Source organism: Algoriphagus oliviformis (assembly GCF_017254915.1).
In the GTDB taxonomy this organism is placed as follows: Bacteria; Bacteroidota; Bacteroidia; order Cytophagales; family Cyclobacteriaceae; genus Algoriphagus; species Algoriphagus oliviformis.
The window spans coordinates 101,960-120,122 of the sequence record NZ_JAFKCT010000009.1; the positions used below are offsets into that span (position 1 = coordinate 101,960).

The window sequence follows — 18,163 nt, forward strand, 5'->3', positions numbered from 1 at the left end:
ATGTGCGGAATAGCAGGTTTTTGGGAGTTTGAAAGTGAAGCTTCCCCATCCAAGATCAAAGCCATGTGCCAGGCGATCAGCCATCGCGGCCCCGACGCGGAGGGCACCTATGTGGATGGCAAGCTGGCCTTGGGACATCGCAGGCTTTCCATCTTGGACCTCTCCGAGGGAGCCAACCAGCCCTTTGTCAGCCCTTGTGGCAATTTCCACCTAGTCTACAACGGGGAGGTATTCAACTACCAGGACTTTTACCCGGAGTTGCGGCAGAAGGGCTACACATTCACCACCACTTCTGACACGGAGGTGCTGCTCTACCTTCTGATGGAGTATGGTACCCAGGTTTTGGGGAGGCTGAATGGCTTTTTTGCTTTTGCGTTTTGGGATGCGAGGGAACGAAAGCTGACCCTTGCCAGAGACCGTTTTGGCGTCAAGCCGTTGTTTGTGTCCACCAATGCGGAAGGGGTGTATTTTGCCAGCGAGCCCAAGGCGCTTTTCGCTGGCGGAGTAGCCAAGCAGGTGGACGAAAGCCAGGTGGACGAGCTGATGTTTTATCGCTATGTGTCAGGGGAAAACACCATTTTCTCCGGCGTGAAGCGACTGCTGCCGGGGTATGTGATGGAATTGAAGGGCAGCCCAGAGAAAGTAGTCAAACGTCGGTGGTACAAGCTTTCCGATGAGGCGCAACAGCACGATGCGATCAAAAATCCCCTGGAATGGTTTGAGGAGACTTTTCTGGACAGCGTGAGGCTGAGGATGATCTCCGATGTCAAGGTAGGCACGCTGCTGAGTGGGGGCCTGGACAGCAGCAGTGTCCTGTATGCCCAGCATGCGCAAGGATACCAGGACCTGAGCTCTTGGAACGTGATGTTCAAAGGCTTCAAGTACGACGAGTCCAGCGTGGCACAGCGTTTTTCCAACGATCTCGGAGTGCAGTACAACGGAGAGGAGTTTCTGGGCGATGTGCAGGTCGAGCTGTTGATGGACGCCATCCGCAACCATGACGAGCCGATCATGCACTACACGGACAACGTGGTGCTGGGCCTGGCCCGGATAGCGAAGCAGAAAGTTACCGTTCTGCTCTCCGGCGAGGGTGCCGACGAAATACTGGGTGGATACGTCCGCTACAAGCCCCATGACGGAATGATGCGGTATAACCTCCTGAAGACTATCCGCTTCATTCCCGATAACTACCTCAACAACCCCCGGCTCCTAAAGCTGAAAAACTACTTCCGTACCAACAACCGGGACTTTCAGCTGATGATGAACGCCAACGATATCTACCTCCACGACTTCGAAAAAATAGGGGTGGGTACGGCAAATCTGCTCCCGGAGTACCGGATTGGCGTATTGGAGGAGGCTAAAAAGCTCTATCCGGGCAATGTGTATCGCCAACTCCTCTACCTGGAGCAGCATACCCATTTGCAGACGTTGAACGACAAAAACGACCGTACCACGATGGGGGCGTCCCTGGAGTGCCGGGAGCCTTTTCAGGACTATCGCCTGGTCAATGGGGTGGCCTCGTTGCCGGATCGGTATTTCACTTCCAAGGGGAAGGGGAAGTACCTGCTGATGGATTCCATTGGCAAGAAATTGCCTGACTATATCCGCAAACATCCCAAAATCGGCATGTCCATGCCATGGGATGAATACATTCTCAACAATCCCGTATTCCGGGAGCATTTGGAAAAAATGCACCAGTCGGACTATTTCCAGTTCAGCTTCTTGAAGTACGTGGATGTCCAGGGCCTCGTGGAGCGCTTCAAGCAAAACCCCAAAGAGCACTACGGCTTTGTAAAGCAGCTGTTTTTCTGCTCACTTTGGTACGAGCTGAACTTCAGCTCTTGACGCGAGATGGACTTGTATTTGAAAAACCTAGAATCCCACTGTGATCAGTATCGTTGACCTGCTGAAGTGGCAGGGCTATCCCATCGCCGCCGCCCAAAAGAAGCTGGAGGAGATCCAGTCTTTTTCAAGGGACGAGTTTGCCGAGTGGCATCAGGCCAAGGCGTGGGAAATCGCCAGATTTCACTACCAAAACAACGCCCTCTATCGGAGTCTGGTAGGGCGGCATTTCCCCAGCCGCTGGGAAGACCTGCCGGTCGTGCGAAAAAAAGACCTGCAGTGCGGGATGGAACAGAAGCTCACCGGTTCCCTCGCCAAAAAGGACCTGCATTTTGGCAGCACCTCCGGATCGTCTGGCACGCCCTTGCGTTTTGCCAAGGACAAGTTTTGCCACAGCATGACCTGGGCACTGATCTTGGATCGGTATCGGGAGGTGGGCATCAGCCCCCATGACTACCAGGCGAGGTTTTACGGCATCCCGTTGGGCTTTCCCCACTATCACAAGGAAAGACTCAAAGACTACCTGATGAACCGGCTGAGGTTTTTGGTATTCGACCTTTCAGACAGACAGCTCGATGAAAATATCCGAAGGTTTTCCAAAGAGAAGTTCATCTACACCTATGGCTACACCAATGCCCAGACTTTTTTCGCAAGATATCTCAGGGGCAAAAATCTGGTGCTGAAGGATATCTGTTCCTCCTTGCAGGCCACCATCGTCACTTCCGAGCAATGCAGCGATGAGGACAGGGCGCTTCTGGAGCGGCAGTTTGGCGTGCCGGTGTACAACGAGTATGGAGCTTCCGAACTGGAGTTTCTGGCGATGACGGACTCCCGGGGAGTGAGGCGTCTGTCCTCCGAGACGCTGGTCACGGAGGTGCTGGACGAGAGCCATCAGCCCATGCCGGAGGGGGAGTCCGGCAGTCTGGTGTTTACCAATATCTTTAACCGAGCCATGCCCTTCATCCGCTATGAAGTGGGCGATGTGGGGGCTGTAAGGCAGGATCCCGCGCACCGCTGTGCAGAGCTCGTTCAACTCAGCGGCCGCCTCAACCATCTGATTTTCTTGCCTTCCGGCAAAAAGGCCGCAGGCTTTTCCCTATACTACATCTCCAAGCATCTGATGGCTTCCCTTAACGGCCTCCATGAATACCAGGTGCGGCAGGTCACCTTGGATACTTTCGAGGTGGATTTGGTCTTGGACGGGCAACTTTCCGCAGGGGATGTGAAAGCGGTGGAGGAGAGCTTTGGCCTGTATCTGGAAAAAGGGCTGAACGTGCTCGTAAGGCAGGTCGCCAAGATTGACCGGGAAAAATCAGGAAAGTTGAAGCATTTCATTTCCCATTTGGACAAGGAACCCAATTCATGAAGATCGTCTACTTCTACCAGTACTTTTCCACGCCCAAGGGATCCTGGGGCACGCGTGTGTACGAATTTGCCAAGGAATGGGTAGAGCAGGGGCATGACGTCACCGTCGTCACCAGCGTCTATTCCAAGTCGGATCTCAAGGCTGAAAAGCTCCTCGAGGATCAGGTGCACGAAGGCATCAAGCTGAAGGTGATCAACGTCCGTATCGACAACAAACAACCTTTTTTGAAGAGAATCTGGACTTTTGTCTTCTATTCCCTACTGTCCTCCTGGTATGCGCTGACACTGCCTGCGGACCTGGTCATAGCCTCTTCCGGCCCCATTACCGTGGGACTTCCAGGCCTCTTGGCGAGGTTTTTTCGCGGAAGGACGCTGGTGTTTGAGACCCGGGATCTCTGGCCGGAGGGAGCCATAGAGCTGGGCATCATCCGCAACAAATGGATGGTCAAGCTGGCCTATTGGTTTGAGGGAGTATGCTATCGCAATTCCAAACTGATCGTCGCCCTCTCTCCGGGGATGAAGCAGTATATCGAGGCCAAATCCGGACACCCCAACGTCATCTCCGTGACCAATGCGGCAAACATCGAGCTTTTTGCCCGGCCGGTAGCCTTCAAGGCCATCCACCCTGAGCTGCAGGCTGGACAGTACGCCATCTATACCGGAAACATCGGCCTAGTGAACAATAGCTATCTGCTGCTCAACGCAGCCCGCTATATCAAGGCAAAGGGCATCAGCGGACTGAGAATCCTGATCATCGGGGATGGGCAGCTCCGCGACGAGCTGGTGCGCGTGAAAGAACAAGAGGGACTGGACAGCCTGATCATCCATGGCTTGATCCCCAAGGTGGAGCTGGTAGGGCTCATCCAGCACGCACTTGCATCGCTGGTCCCCCTGCAAAACTCCCCAATCCTCGACACCTCTTCCCCCAACAAGTTTTTCGAATCTTTGGCGGCGGGAGTGCCGGTCATCCAAAATACACAGGGATGGATGAAAGACTTCCTTGACGGGCATCAGGTGGGCTATACGATCAGACACGACGATGCGGAAGCCCTCGTGCGCTGTCTCATAGAGCTGCGTGAGCAGCCGGCATTGCATGCTCAGATGGGGGAAAAAGCCCAAGTGATCGCCCGAGCCGAGTTTGACAAAGACGTGCTGGCTCGGCGGTTTAGAAATGCGCTGGAAAAACTGAACCCCGCCTAGCCACTCTGCCTGCCATGAACCTGATCGCTCTTTTCCGTCGCTCGACCAACTCCAAGAGTTTCATCCCGGAGATCGACGGCTTGCGTTTTTTCTCCATCGCCACAGTCGCGCTCTATCATCTCAACACGGCCTATTCCCGGCAGATCGGAATCGGTCTGGAAGGCTGGGGCGAGCAGGTGGGAATAGACCATATTACGCAGTTTGGCTGGTGGCTGATCCGGATGGATCTGGGAGTGAAGGTCTTCTTTGCGATCAGCGGATTTATACTTGGCTTGCCCTTTCTCAAATATTACTTTGGAGATGGGAAAAAAGTGGCGATCGGAGACTACCTGTATCGGCGTTTGACCCGTCTGGAGCCTCCTTTTGTGATCACCCTGCTCGGGTTTTACCTGGTGCACGTCTTCCTTTTGGGCGAGTCCGCGGCAGATCTGCTTCCCAATTTCCTGACCGGCTTGGTCTACAGCCACGTATTTGTTTTTGGGCTGCCCAATCCCATCAATCCGGTGACCTGGAGCTTGGAGACCGAGGCCCAGTTTTATCTGGTGCTTCCGCTTCTGTTTTTCCTCCTTTCCAAGCTCAGGCGACCCTTGCTGATTTTTGGCGCTTTTCTGGCGCTGCTGCTGGCTTCGGCCTATTTCCGGAGCTATTCCTTGGACTATGGCCTGCTGCATCTTTCCAGTTCGGTGTTTGCCTATTTCATCAATTTCGGGACGGGGATTCTCTTTGCCTACCTATATCTCAAGCGGCCCGCGTTCTTTGCCAAGACCAAAACCCTAGGCTATGACGGCTTGGTGATGGCGGCGATCGTGGGGATGTTTGTGTTTTACAAACCTCAAGCCTTGGTGTACAACAACCTGCTCTTTAACCTCTCAGTGCTGGCCTTTTTGGTCGGGACATTCCGCGGGAAGCTGGCCAATTGGCTGTTCACACGGCCGTTTGTCTATCTGGTGGGAGGGATGTGCTACACGATCTACCTGATCCACTACGCATTCTTCTATCTGGTCGTCGGCTTTACCGGCGGGATTTCCCTGGGACAGGGTTATTGGTTGGATTATTTTGTGCAAGGCGTCTTGATTTTCCCCTTGCTTCTGGTTCTTTCTGCGGCGTTTTTTCTTTTGGTAGAAAAGCCCTGCATGGACAAAAACTGGCCTAGTCAACTGAAGCACTCCCTAAAAACCAAACTCGCCGGATGAAATATCTGCTGACTGGAGCCAGTGGCTTTTTGGGGAGACATATATTGGCAGCCCTGCCCAAAGGCGCTGTCGTTACGTTGGGCAGAGGGCCTGAAAACGCTATCGAGTGTGATTTGGCCAGTTCGGTCCCAGACCTTCCCCCCGTGGACGTGGTGATCCACAGCGCGGGAAAAGCCCACATGGTGCCCAAGACGCAGGAGGAAGGGGAGGAATTTTTCCGGGTAAACCTCCAAGGCTCCAAAAACTTGCTTCAGGCGCTGGAGGACAGCCGGGCCTTGCCTCGGCAGCTGGTCTTCATCAGTACGGTGTCGGTCTATGGCAGGGAGTCGGGGGAGATGATTTCGGAAAACCATCCCCTCGAGGGTGAAAGCCCCTATGCGCTCAGCAAAATCGAGGCCGAGCGGGAGATGGAGCGCTGGGGGGAAAAGAACGGCGTGCCGGTGCTGATCTTGAGGCTGCCCCTGATCGTGGGAGACAGCGCTCCCGGCAACCTTGGGCGCATGATCCGGGGAATCCAAACCGGGCGATACGCTTCCATAGCCGGAGGGAAAGCCCGAAAGAGCATGGTGCTCGCTGAGGACGTGGCCGAACTGATCGCCAGAGTCGGAGGGCAGCGGGGCGTCTACCACCTGACCGATGGGTACCATCCTTCATTCAATGAGCTGGAGACGGCCATTGCCGCGCAGCTACACACCCGAATCCTGCTCAAGCTGCCCATCGCCGTCGCCAAAGTACTGGCCAAAATCGGCGACCTTCTCCCGTTCTTTCCGGTCAATAGCCGCCTGGTGGACAAGATGAGCTTGGACTTGACCTTCGATGATTCTCGTGCGCAGCGAGAGCTGTCTTGGGCTCCGCGCAGTGTTTTGGATTTTCGGTTTCTTGACATAAAAGGCCAGCAAGCCAACCAGTAAAAAGCATGCTATTCAATTCCTTTGATTTTGCCGTCTTTTTGCCCATCGTCTTCCTAGTCTATTGGGCTTTGAAGGATTTTCCGCTGAAGTGGCAAAATGTGGTCCTGCTGATTGCCAGCTACCTGTTTTATGGCTGGTGGGACTACCGTTTTTTGGGCCTGATCCTGATCAGTACGCTGATAGACTATGGCGCCGGTATCGCCATCCATAAGTATAGAGCGCAGCGGGACAAAAGTCGGCTCTTTTTGGTGATCAGTCTCCTGTCCAACCTGGGCCTGCTGTTTTTCTTCAAGTACTACAATTTTTTCGTCCAGAATGTGGACGACATGATGGTGGTCTTCGGCTATCATCTCAATACTTCCACGCTCAACATCCTGCTGCCTGTAGGGATCAGCTTCTACACCTTCCAGACGATGAGCTACTCCATCGATGTGTACAAAGGCAAGCTGGAGCCCAACCACGACCTGGTTTCTTTCGCCGTTTACGTGAGCTTTTTCCCCCAATTGGTAGCCGGCCCAATCGAACGCGCGGTAAACCTGATGCCCCAGTTTTACAGCAAAAGGAAGTTTGACTATGCCGAGGCGGTGCAGGGGCTCCGGCAGATCCTTTGGGGGATGTTCAAGAAGGTCGTCATCGCGGACAATTGCGCAGTCTATGCCAACCAGATCTTTGACCAGTATACCGACTACAATGGAAGCACCCTGATCCTGGGGGCTTTGTTTTTCACCTTTCAGATCTATGGGGATTTCTCCGGCTATTCGGACATTGCCATAGGGGTGGCTCGGCTTTTTGGCTTTACGCTGATGCGCAATTTTGCCTTCCCTTACTTCTCCAGGGACATCGCAGAGTTTTGGAGGCGCTGGCACATCTCCCTGTCCACCTGGTTCAAAGACTACGTGTACATCCCATTAGGCGGAAGCAGGGGTACGGTGTGGCTGGCGGTGCGCAATACCTTCGTTATCTTTTTGGTGAGCGGTTTTTGGCATGGCGCCAATTGGACGTTTATCGTCTGGGGGGGATTGAACGCAGTCTATTTCCTTCCCTTGCTGCTTTCAAACAAGAATCGCCGTCATTTGGGGGATATCGCCCCGGGGGGATTGCTGAGCGGAATCCGAGAGCTGCCCGCCATTTTGGGTACTTTCTGCCTGACAGTCTTTGCCTGGATATTCTTCAGGGCCGAGAGCATAGGCCACGCCTGGGGCTATATCAAGGGGATTTTCACGCAGGGGCTGTTTAGCCTACCCCATTTCCAGGGAATGACCGACGCTGCCTATACGGTCTTGTATGTCTGCTTGATGATCGTGATAGAGTGGCAGGCCCGCAATGAGGAGTATGCCCTGGAAACTATCGACACCAAACTGAGCAAGCCGCTGCGCTATCTGGGATATTATTCGTTGATAGCCCTTATATTCTTTTCCTTGGGCCAGGAGCAGGAGTTTATCTATTTCCAGTTTTGAGCATGCGAAAGTTCACAGTAAGACTTTCATGGTTTGTGTTTCCCGTTCTGGTTTTTTTGTCGGTTCCGGCCTATGTGTTTTGGAAGACCGGGGAGAGTTTTCTTTCCGAGTCCCAATTTAGGGAAGCCGTCGGGTCGGGAGACTTTTTGATTGGCTATCTATACAATGAATCCAACTATCGCGCCCTGAAAAAGGCTGCCGTGGAGTCGCGGCCTGCCGCGGAGGTGATGGTGTTGGGCTCTTCGCGGACTACCCAGTTTCGTGATTTCATGTTTGATGCGCCATTCTACAATTCCGGCTACACCATCGTCACCATCAACCAGTTCCAGGAATACTTGGAGTCGATGCCGGCTGAAAAACTCCCCAAGGTGCTGGTAGTAGGCTTGGATCAATGGATGTTTAACCCCCATTGGGACCAGGCCGATGCCATGTACGAGACCGACTACTTTGACCCCCAATCGGTCAGGATCTCCGAAACTCCCAAGCCCCAGCAAATCGAGGCCTTCTGGAGGGACTGGCTGTCGGGCAGCTACGCGTTGAAAAAGTCCGAGCTTGCGTCAGGGGCTGATTTCCAAACGGTAATCGGCCTCAACGGAAACTATTTCGCGATGGGCTTTCGAGATGACGGAAGCTTCTACTACGGGGCAAAAGTAGCCGGGCTCCTGAGGGGCGATTCCACTATTCAGGACTTTGGGTTTCGGGATACCTTTGAAAGGATAGACCGGGGAGTGGCGAGGTTTGAGTACGGCTCGGAGCTCAACGCCAAGGCAATGCAAAAGCTCGATGAGCTGGTTACTTTTTGTGAGGACAAAGGGATCAAGCTGATCGCCTTTTTGCCGCCTTTTGCCCCCTCCGTGGCGAAAAGGCTATCCGACTCGGGAAAGCATGACTACCTATGGATGCTGCCTGGCCAATTGGACAAAGCCTTGTCGGGCACGGGTGCAGAGCTTTGGGATTTTACCGACGTGCAGTCCCTTGGGATCGGAGATGATGCCTTCCTAGACGGCTTTCATGGAAGCGAATACTGCTACCTGAAGATGGTGGCAAACATGGTCGAGCGCCACTCCGTCTTGGAACGCTACGTGGACCTCGACAGAATAGAAAAGTTGGCCGCCCAGCCAAAAAACACGCTGGAGATACGCTAGGCCGTATCCTATTTTTTGGGGCCCTGGAGTAGGGTCCTTCTCGATTTTGACTGGCACCTTGCCGTCCCCCTCCCTTTGTTCCCCTGATTTTTTTCGCAAAAGGGGATCCCCGGATCTTTTCGTACGGTTTTTGTAAGTTCTAGGCGATCTCGTTTGGGGTTATTTTGGCCCCAGCCGCAAGGTTTGCTTTTGAAGCCTTAATTTTAACCAATCTTCTTCCTAATTTGCCAGCAGTATTACCCATCGGTGACATGTTCAGGATGCTGAAAAAAGAGTTGAGTAGTAAGAATTGGACTTTCAGGGTAATCGTTGGCCTATCCCTATTTTGGGCCATACTCGGAGAGGCGACAGCTCAGATTCAGGTGTCCAGACAGGGCTTTCCTTTCTGCGAGCCCTTTACCAGTACCGCCTACAATGAGGACGTGGTCAAAGGGATCAATTCCGACCCCAACAATTGGGCGCAAATCCGCAACAGCTCCCTTCAGCTGACGGATGATGTGGTAGGCCACTATACTATTCCTAACACCAGTCCACCTATTTCCGTCGACGGCAAGTTCGGCTATGTGTTCTTGGACGTTCCCTTTTCCTCGGAGTATGGTGTCAAAGCATCCTTCGAATACTTCATGTATGGAGGAAGCGGAGCGGACGGGTTCAGTTTTTTTCTGTTTGATGGAGATATAGGAGAAAGTGATTTCCGGGTGGGGTGGCCTGGGGGATCACTTGGCTATGCCCAGATAGATGTTCCTGGCAAATCCTATCCGGGCTTGAAAGGGGGGTACATCGGTATCGGCTTTGACAACTTCATGAACTGGGGCAGCTATTGGCAAGGCAAGGAGGGAGGCTTCAATGATCCTGACTATTCCCAAAAAAACGAGCTGAATCCCGGGGACAGCCTTAGGCATTTCAACTCGATTGCCATCCGTGGTCCGGAGTCCTCCAAGTACAAGTTCATCACCGGTAAGCGGGTCAACGACGGTCCAGACACCGACTCGGCCTCGATGAACCTGGATCCCAAATACTACCTCTATCCCAATCTCTTGGACAAAGGCAAAAGGTTTGATCTTTCGTCCGGATCGACGCGGGTGGAGTCCTGCCAGCTGCCAGGGTATCGGAAGGTTTTCTTCGACCTGTCCCCAGATCCCGGCAATCCAGGATACTACCTGGTGTCGGTCTCGGTCTTGGTGAACACCGCGACCGGAGGCCTGCGAGTCGAAAATATCATCGACAAGCATCCCTATCCCTATCCCGCTCCCCCCACGCTCAAGATCGGGTTTGCGGCCTCTACCGGCGACGACACGAATTTTCACGAGATCAGAAACCTGGCGGTCGATGTGGCCAAAATCGAGAGTCTCAATGACGCCACTGCGCCCGAAGTCGAGTTTGAGATTTGTGAAGACGCTCCCTACACCATCGAGTTTTTGTTGGATGAAAGCCAGCTCACAGACCCCAACGCGTTCATCCAGTGTATCAACCTCTATGTCGATGGACAGGATGGCTTCAACTACGCAACCCCCAGTACCTGGCCCTCCAACAGGCTGAAAATCGACAACCATTTGGTCGATGACAGCAACAATCCTTATTGCGGGATGACACCCATTTGTAATTCCTGCAATGAGCTGAACCAAGAAAAAGACACTCCCCTCGGCACCTTCACCCTCGATCTTCCCGAGTTTGACGAAACCAACAACGACAACAACAGGAAAGTAAAAATCCAGTTTGTGCCCCATGCAGGCGTATCTGGCCAGCAGAAGATCTACTATACCATCCTTGACAACTATGGACAGGTCTCCGAGCCGGGCATAGTGACCGCCACCGTCAATCCCTATCCCCAAGAAGTGGATGAGGATAACCGCATCATCGACTATCCTACCTGCGATGGCCAGGCAGACGGGGCTATCCGCAATGTGGTCATCAGTGACCTGGTTCCCGGTTTCGACTACGAGTGGTCGTGGGAAAGCACTGCGGGAGTCGTATCTGATCTGGGCAAATCCGGAGCTGCGGTAGATTTCAACGCCGGCAGCGGCCAGGGTGTTTTTACGCTCGCTGGGGTGAATTTGGGAGTGTACACGCTGCACGTCTGGAATCCCTCAGATGCTGATGGCTGTCCGCTTATCATCACTATTCCGGTGGATAGGCAGCTGGGGACTCCGGTGGAGTTTGAATCAGAAGTGATCACGATCTGTGAGGGGCAGCCCGCTTCGCTCAGTCCTTTCTTGGATCCCCAATACATCCCAAATGCCGGTGTCGCCCCGGTTTTCAGGTGGTATAGAAATTCAGATCGAACCGGTGAGCTGGTTGATGGCGGTACTTTTTTGGTAGACGGGGAGACGGTCACCATAGCCATTGCCGCCGACGGTGAGTTGACTTTGTCTGGCCTTCCTGCGGAGAATGCCACCACGCCGAGAACCTACGAGTTTTTTGTCGAGGTGGAGGCCAAAGACAACCTAAACACCAACGGGGCGCCGAATTTCTGTCCATTTGAGGGACTGATTGAGACGGTTGGTGAGATTACGGTCCACCCGGCTCTCACGGTGACCGAGAGCTTGGTTGCGGATTGGTGTAGAGAGGGGGCCGGTTCCATTACCATCTCCGCGCTGGGCGGAAATGGACTAAAAACCTTTAGCCTGTTTGCCGCCAGTGGCAGTCAGATCGGTAGCTCAAACAGTACCGGGGCTTTTCCGGGTTTGTTTCCAGGCGACTATTACGTAGAGGTGGTGACCAGCGCTCCAGATTGCTTCTACTCCATTCCTGCCGTGGTCGAGGGACCGGACGAGGAATTGGTCTTGACCGAAGTGGGCAAAACCGCAGCGACCTGCGGGATGGACAACGGAACCTATACTTTTAGCCTGGAAGGTGGTAACCTGCCCCATGATTTGGCGAGAATCCAGATCACCGGAGGCCCCAACTCGGGCCTTGTCCAAGATGCAAACGGCGAAATCACGATCTCTGGCCTGACTCCAAACGCAAACTATACTGTCTCCTACACCGATGAGAAGGGCTGTAGCGAGCAGCTCAACTTCACGATTGACGAGATACGCAAGCCGGATTTCTCGATACCGTCGGTTGGCAAAGTCTGTGTGGACCAGGGAAGTATCACGATCGGCGTTTCGCACAATTTCTATGAATTGCAGGGAGTGGCGGTGCCGGACTTCAACTGGTATCTGACCGAGACGGGAGGTAGCGCGATTGCCAACGGCGCGGGCCCCAATGGCATGAACTACGCCATCAACCACTTGACGGGAGAGCTGGGACTGACCAGCCTGACGCCGGGTGTGCATGTGTTGTATCTGGAAATGGGCGGGCCGAATTCCTGCGGCATTCCGCGCCAAAAGGTCGAGTTCGAGATTTTTGATGTGCCGGTGCTTCAGATCCAAAACCAGGCTGACATCACCTGTGGTGGAGGAGGCAATGGCTCATTCCAAATAGACGTCCTCAATGGAGCGGCTTCAGATTTTGAGTTTAGCTTGGATGGATCCACTTATGTGGATAATCAGGGAGCCTTTACCGAGATGGCCCCCGGAGTCTACACCGTCAGGGCCCGGAACAAAAACAGCGGCTGCGGCAGTAGCATAGAGGTGACTCTTTCCGAGCCGGCGCAGTTTGGACTGACACTGATCGAAGAAGTCGACGCCTCCTGTGAGGACGGCAACGGCGCTGTGAAACTGAGGATCTCCGGAGGAACACCCGCCTATACCCTTACCATGAACGGTGCAGCAGTGTCCGGTTTTGATCTGGGAAGCGACGGAGCGGAACTCTTATTGGAGAATCTGACCTCTGGCGATTATGTGTTTGTCGCAGAGGATCAAAATGGATGCTCCATCCAGCTACAGCACCTGGTCAAGAAAATCCAAGTTCCGGAGTTTGCTGTCTCCGCACCGGATCTGGTCTGCGAAAACCAGGCTGATCTCAGGTTTGACGTGAGCTATGACTTTTTCGAATTGCAAGGGACCGCCATTCCGGAATTCACCTGGTACACCGAGGAGCTTGGAGGTACAGCCATTGCCAACGGAGGCAAGTTCGCAGGGATGGACGTTGCTTTCGACGCAACTTCGGGAAGCCTGGTGCTGACCAATCTAGTCGCTGGCACCTATACCCTGTATCTGGAAATGGCAGGGCCAAATTCCTGTGATTTGCCGAGAGAAACGGTTGATTTTGCGATCGCTGATATCCCGCAACTGGAAGTGAAGGATGTGGCCGACATCTCCTGCTTTGGAGCTGCGGATGGATCTTTTACCATAGATGTGCTGAATGGGGTTGCTGGAGACTTTGAGTTCAGCACCGACGGTACCACCTACTTGGACAACCAAGGCCTGTTTGTAGATATGGCCCCAGGAGACTACCAAGTCTGGGCGAGAAATAAGTCTACGGGATGCGAGGATAGCGTGGCGGTGACACTCACGCAGCCCGCCGAGCTGCAATTGACCTTGGTCGAAAGCCTGCCTGCGTTTTGTGACGACGGCAACGGTACGCTGGAACTGGCTATCATCGGAGGAACGCCCGGCTATATCCTAACCATGAATGGTGCCGCGGTGCAAGGGTATAACCTGGATAGCGACGGTTCTCAGTTGGTATTGGAAAATTTGACTTCAGGAGACTACCTGTTTAGTGTGGAAGACTCCAATGGCTGCATCACGGAATTGCAGGTCAGCTTGGCTCTTACCCCCAAGTCTGTCTTCGAGGCAAAAGGTGCCGAGATCTGTGAGCTGGACGGAGCGACCGGAAATGCAAATACCGCCGTTTTGGAGCCCGTGGCGGTAGAGTTGGCCGGTTCAAGTCCTGTCTATTCTTGGTATTACAAAGATGCGCAAGGACAGGAGATTGAGATTCAGAGTGGAGATAAAGTGATGGGGGCAGACGCATCGATCACTTCCTCTGGAGTACTTTCCCTCACAGGTCTACTCGGCTCGCCTGATCCCTATCTCCTGTATATGGGCGTGACGGGTGACAAGGTCTGCGACCAGGAGCTGGTAGAGGTAGAAGTAGTGGTCAATCCGCAGCCTGAAGTGGAATTTGACATCTTGATGCCTTCCTGCAACGGAGGTGGAGATGGCAGAATCCAGGTCGCTGCAGGGGGAGAAGCCGGATTTGTCTACAGTCTCAGCACCGGCACCAGCAATACCTCCGGCACTTTTACCGGCCTCAGCGCAGGCAAGTACACCGTGAGGGTAGAGTCCGCCAGCGGTTGTTTTACCCTGTATGACTTGGAAGTGGCTCAGCCCGAGCCCTTGGCACTTGCGGCGCTCAATTTTGAAAACCCATCCTGTGGCAAGCCAAACGGGGTGATCTCCTTTGCCGTCACGGGCGGTACTCCTGACTATGTAGTCAAGATCAACGGGCAGCCAATTGACGGATTTGTCTATCAGGAAAATGGAGGGCAGTTCACCGTCACCGGTTTGGGGCCTGGCTCCTACAGCGTGGACGTAGCCGATCAAAACGGATGTCTGGTGGCCCCGGTCAGATTGTTTGATTTGGTCAACAATGACGGCTTTGACATAGACTCACAACCCATCCAAGACCAGATCTGCGAGGGGGAAACGGCCGATTTGCAGCCCTCCATCACCATGCCTCCTACCGGAACACCGATGTTTGAATGGTTCAGTGACGGGGGGATGACCAAGCCGATCAACAACGGTGCAGACCCAGCCGATGCATCCTTGGTCTATCGTCTCGGTGCAAACGGAAGGCTTTCCATCGATGGCTTGGCTCCAGGAAACCATCAGTTCTACCTGAAGATTTCAGGGGAGGGGCTGTGTACCCAAGTGACCGTCGCGGACGTGGAAGTCTTTGCGGAGATTACGGCGGTGGTATCTACATCGGATGTTTCCTGTTTTGGAAATTCGGACGGCGTGATTACCCTCTCAGACCTCAGTGGCGGAAACGGGACTTATGAGTTTAGCCTCGACGGAACTGCTTGGCAGTCAGATCCGGAATTTGCTGGTCTCTTGGAGGGCGACTACACCGTCAGGGTGAGGAGTGTGGAAAATAGTACGGTGTGTGCTGTAGTGCTTCCTGTTGCCACGATCAATGCCCCCGCGAGCGAGATCACGGCAAACAAGCCGGACATCCTTCGCGCTTCCTGTGATTTGCCAAACGGAAGTATCGAAAATCTGGCCGTAACAGGCGGATGGGGGGACTTCACTTTCGAGTGGAGAAAAGACGATCCTGCCACGGGAGCGGTGATGGCCCAAGGAAGCCTTATTGGACTTTCGGACATCTACTCAGGGAGCTATTACCTCAACGTCGTTGACGCGGGAGGCTGTGCGCAGACATTTGAGTTTGTGGTCGAAGAATCCTCCGATCCGGAGTATTCTATCGTTCCTCCTATCAACGGCTGTGAGGGAACGCCTGTGGAGATAGCCCCTCTGCATTTGGCACCAGATCCGTCCTTGCCTCCGACCGCCTATACCAATGTGTTTTGGTACAAAGGAGCAGGTCAGGTAGGGCTGATCGAGGAGGGGACAGACTCTGCGGATCCTGCGGTCAGCTACCAGGTCGATGACACAGATTGGATCAATCCAAAATTGCTCGTTTCCGGTCTCAAGGCTGGAACCTATACCTATTATTTCTTTGTGGAGTGTACCGGAGTGGAGATTCCCGTCGAAGTGATCGTGCACCCTATTCCCGCCCCGGTGTTTGAGGCGGATAAAGAAAGCTGTTCTGGCAGTGAAGATGGCAAGATCAGAGTCGTCGCCGGAGCTGATCCTGGACTGACCTACTCCGTCGATGGCGGTAGCTGGATAGACCAGGCCCAGCTGGAAGCACTGGATTTCGCCCCAGGTTCCTACTCGGTAGAAACCAGAAGTACGCAGGGTTGTAGCCCTGAAGCCGCTATCGTGGTAGTGGAGGGGACAGCACCTCTTCTGCTGGATCTCGTGGATTCAAAAAATGCGGCATGTGGCCAGGCAGACGGATGGATCAAGGTAAGCCTCCAGGGGGGATGGGCACCTTATCAGCTCACGCTTCGAAACACCACTACCAACACGTCCAGCACGGTAGTCACATCCGATTCGGAATATACCTTTGACGGACTGGATGTGGGAAGCTATGTAGTCGAAGTGGCAGACGCCGAGTCCTGTGTCGTCAGCTTGTCCAGCCCTGTTTCCATCGTGGATGGCCCGACGGAAATCCTCTTGGACGACCTTGTTGAAATCTGCGAGGGCGAGCAGGTGGTTTTGGCACCACAGATTAATCCCGACGCAAGCCAAAAAACATTCACCTGGTATCTCAACGCCGTGGCCCCTGCCAACGTGATCACCGATGGACAGACCGTGGCCGGTGCGACGTTTGCCATCCGAAACGACGGGGCTTTGGTCGTCACAGGGCTTACCACTGGAGACTATGTTTATTGGGTGACGGTGGATGGACCGGAGATTTGTGCTGGGGATGAGAAGAAAGTCGATGTCAGCGTTTTCCCCGAGCCCCAGTTTACGGCAACGGCGGAAGCTGAGCAGTGTTTCGGAGAGGGCGGAGCTTTGGTCATTTCGCCGATAGTCGCAGCATCCAATATTACCTACAGTGTGAACGGTGGTCCATTCATCACCTACTCCGACAATAGGATAGTGGGCCTAGCTCCGGGTAGCTATACCTTGGTAGCCAAGCATGGCTCCGGCTGTACCTACAGTCTGCCGATTGCGCTGGTCGTGGACGGGCCTTCCGGTCCGGTACAGGTTGACCAGGCGTCTTCATTTGATGCTACCTGTGGGGAGTCCAACGGCGGCATAGACCTCTCGGTTTCCGGTGGTACCCAGCCTTACACCGCGGTCGTCAGAGATCAAAATGGTGTCCAAGTTGCCGCAGCCGTCCAGTGGAACGGTACCCAAGGACAGGTCTCAGGACTAGCTGTTGGTACCTATACGGTTCAGGTGCTTGACAGCTTTGGGTGCAGTGCGGCGGAGACAGGGCCCCAGACGATCAGCAATAGTCCCACCCAGATTCAGATCGATGATGTGCAGCTTTGCGTAGGTGAAACGGCAAGCTTGACCCCAAGGACGCCGAATCCGGGACTATCGCCCAGCTATCAATGGTTTTTTGACAGCGAAGGAAAGCAGGCGATACCGGTCGGTACCTCACAAAGGGGAGGTGCCACCTATGATCTCAATCCTGCAACGGGACAGCTGGAGATCGAGGGATTGCCTGCAAGCGATACACCACTTTCATTCTATGTGACCGCCACGGGCAGCGGCGTTTGTAGGGACGGACTGGAGGAAGTACAGGTGATGGTCAGCCCTATCCCTAATCTGAGGACGTCTAACCCATCCATCGTGTGCGATCCTACCCAAACGGTCGATTTGACCCAGTTTATCGAAGGGTTTAACCCTGACGTATATGAATACCTCGTGACCAGTCCATCGGGAGCAAACATGAGGCTGGAAGACCTGAGAAAAATCTCTGTCTCCGGGTCCTACCGGGTCAAGACAAAATTCAAAAACGGCACCTGCTATACCCCCGAGCAAAGAATACTGGTCTTGATCTCGGATTTTGAGCTGATAGCGGCATTTGACTACGCGGTGGAGGTTTCTAGTGGCCAGTTTGTGGTAAACCAGGACGTCAATATCCAGGAGGAAGTCGAGTTTTCCGACAGCTCACAGGGCGATGTCGCGATATGGCATTGGGACTTTGGGGATGGAAGCACTAGTGCAGAGGAAAACCCGGTGCATACCTATGCCGAAAAAGGCACGTATGAAGTGACTCTGAGCACGATCGACCAGATGGGTTGCCAGTCGGAGTTTAAGAGGATCATCCAAGTGGTGGACGACTACTATGTCCAGATACCCAACGCGTTCACACCGTCGCGACTGGACGGCAAAAACAATTTCTTCAAGCCTTTCTACCGGGGTGTTACCAAAATGGAGTTTATGGTGTTTGACACCTGGGGCAATTTGTTGTTTATGACCACCGACATGGAAAGCCCAGGCTGGGATGGCCGATACAACGGGGCTGATGCTCCAAACGGCAACTACGTGTACCGAGCCGAATTTGAAAGCCTGGGTGGAGAAAAGATCAGCAAAGCAGGCGCATTTATCCTGATTCGTTGACGGGCCAGCTTGGCA

General features: G+C 53.8%; 8 protein-coding genes. All 8 read left to right on the forward strand.

The window, feature by feature from the left end; genetic code table 11:
• Window positions 1-1,845 carry an asparagine synthase (glutamine-hydrolyzing) gene (asnB, locus tag J0A68_RS18290; protein WP_206579684.1) on the forward strand — a complete coding sequence of 615 codons (1,845 nt, stop codon included), beginning with the start codon at window positions 1-3 and terminating at the stop codon, window positions 1,843-1,845.
• 40 nt (window positions 1,846-1,885) lie between these two features.
• Complete coding sequence (locus J0A68_RS18295; RefSeq protein ID WP_206579685.1) at window positions 1,886-3,208, forward strand: phenylacetate--CoA ligase family protein; 1,323 nt, start codon at window positions 1,886-1,888, stop codon at window positions 3,206-3,208.
• A complete protein-coding gene (locus tag J0A68_RS18300; RefSeq protein WP_206579686.1) occupies window positions 3,205-4,407 on the forward strand; it encodes a glycosyltransferase family 4 protein in 1,203 nt (400 codons plus the stop codon). Before J0A68_RS18295 ends, J0A68_RS18300 begins: the two co-directional genes overlap by 4 nt.
• A gap of 14 nt (window positions 4,408-4,421) precedes the next feature.
• Entirely contained in the window at window positions 4,422-5,600 is a 1,179-nt protein-coding gene (locus J0A68_RS18305; protein ID WP_206579687.1) for an acyltransferase family protein, read from the forward strand.
• Window positions 5,597-6,511, forward strand: a complete 915-nt coding sequence (locus tag J0A68_RS18310; RefSeq protein WP_206579688.1) for an NAD-dependent epimerase/dehydratase family protein — start codon at window positions 5,597-5,599, stop codon at window positions 6,509-6,511. The genes J0A68_RS18305 and J0A68_RS18310 overlap by 4 nt, the downstream gene beginning before the upstream one ends.
• Before the next feature lie 5 nt (window positions 6,512-6,516).
• Window positions 6,517-7,968 carry an MBOAT family O-acyltransferase gene (locus J0A68_RS18315; RefSeq protein ID WP_206579689.1) on the forward strand — a complete coding sequence of 484 codons (1,452 nt, stop codon included), beginning with the start codon at window positions 6,517-6,519 and terminating at the stop codon, window positions 7,966-7,968.
• Window positions 7,969-7,970: 2 nt separating this feature from the next.
• On the forward strand, window positions 7,971-9,113 hold the full coding sequence (locus J0A68_RS18320; RefSeq protein WP_206579690.1) for a hypothetical protein: 1,143 nt from the start codon (window positions 7,971-7,973) through the stop codon (window positions 9,111-9,113).
• A 224-nt stretch (window positions 9,114-9,337) separates the two neighbouring features.
• Window positions 9,338-18,148, forward strand: a complete 8,811-nt coding sequence (locus tag J0A68_RS18325; RefSeq protein WP_206579691.1) for a PKD domain-containing protein — start codon at window positions 9,338-9,340, stop codon at window positions 18,146-18,148.
• Window positions 18,149-18,163 lie beyond the last annotated feature (15 nt).

Coding starts and splice junctions, on each gene's coding strand:
- asnB (WP_206579684.1), top strand. CDS start 1: ATGTGCGGAATAGCAGGTTTTTGGGAGTTTGAAAGTGAAGCTTCCCCA.
- J0A68_RS18300 (WP_206579686.1), top strand. CDS start 3,205: ATGAAGATCGTCTACTTCTACCAGTACTTTTCCACGCCCAAGGGATCC.
- J0A68_RS18305 (WP_206579687.1), top strand. CDS start 4,422: ATGAACCTGATCGCTCTTTTCCGTCGCTCGACCAACTCCAAGAGTTTC.
- J0A68_RS18310 (WP_206579688.1), top strand. CDS start 5,597: ATGAAATATCTGCTGACTGGAGCCAGTGGCTTTTTGGGGAGACATATA.
- J0A68_RS18315 (WP_206579689.1), top strand. CDS start 6,517: ATGCTATTCAATTCCTTTGATTTTGCCGTCTTTTTGCCCATCGTCTTC.
- J0A68_RS18320 (WP_206579690.1), top strand. CDS start 7,971: ATGCGAAAGTTCACAGTAAGACTTTCATGGTTTGTGTTTCCCGTTCTG.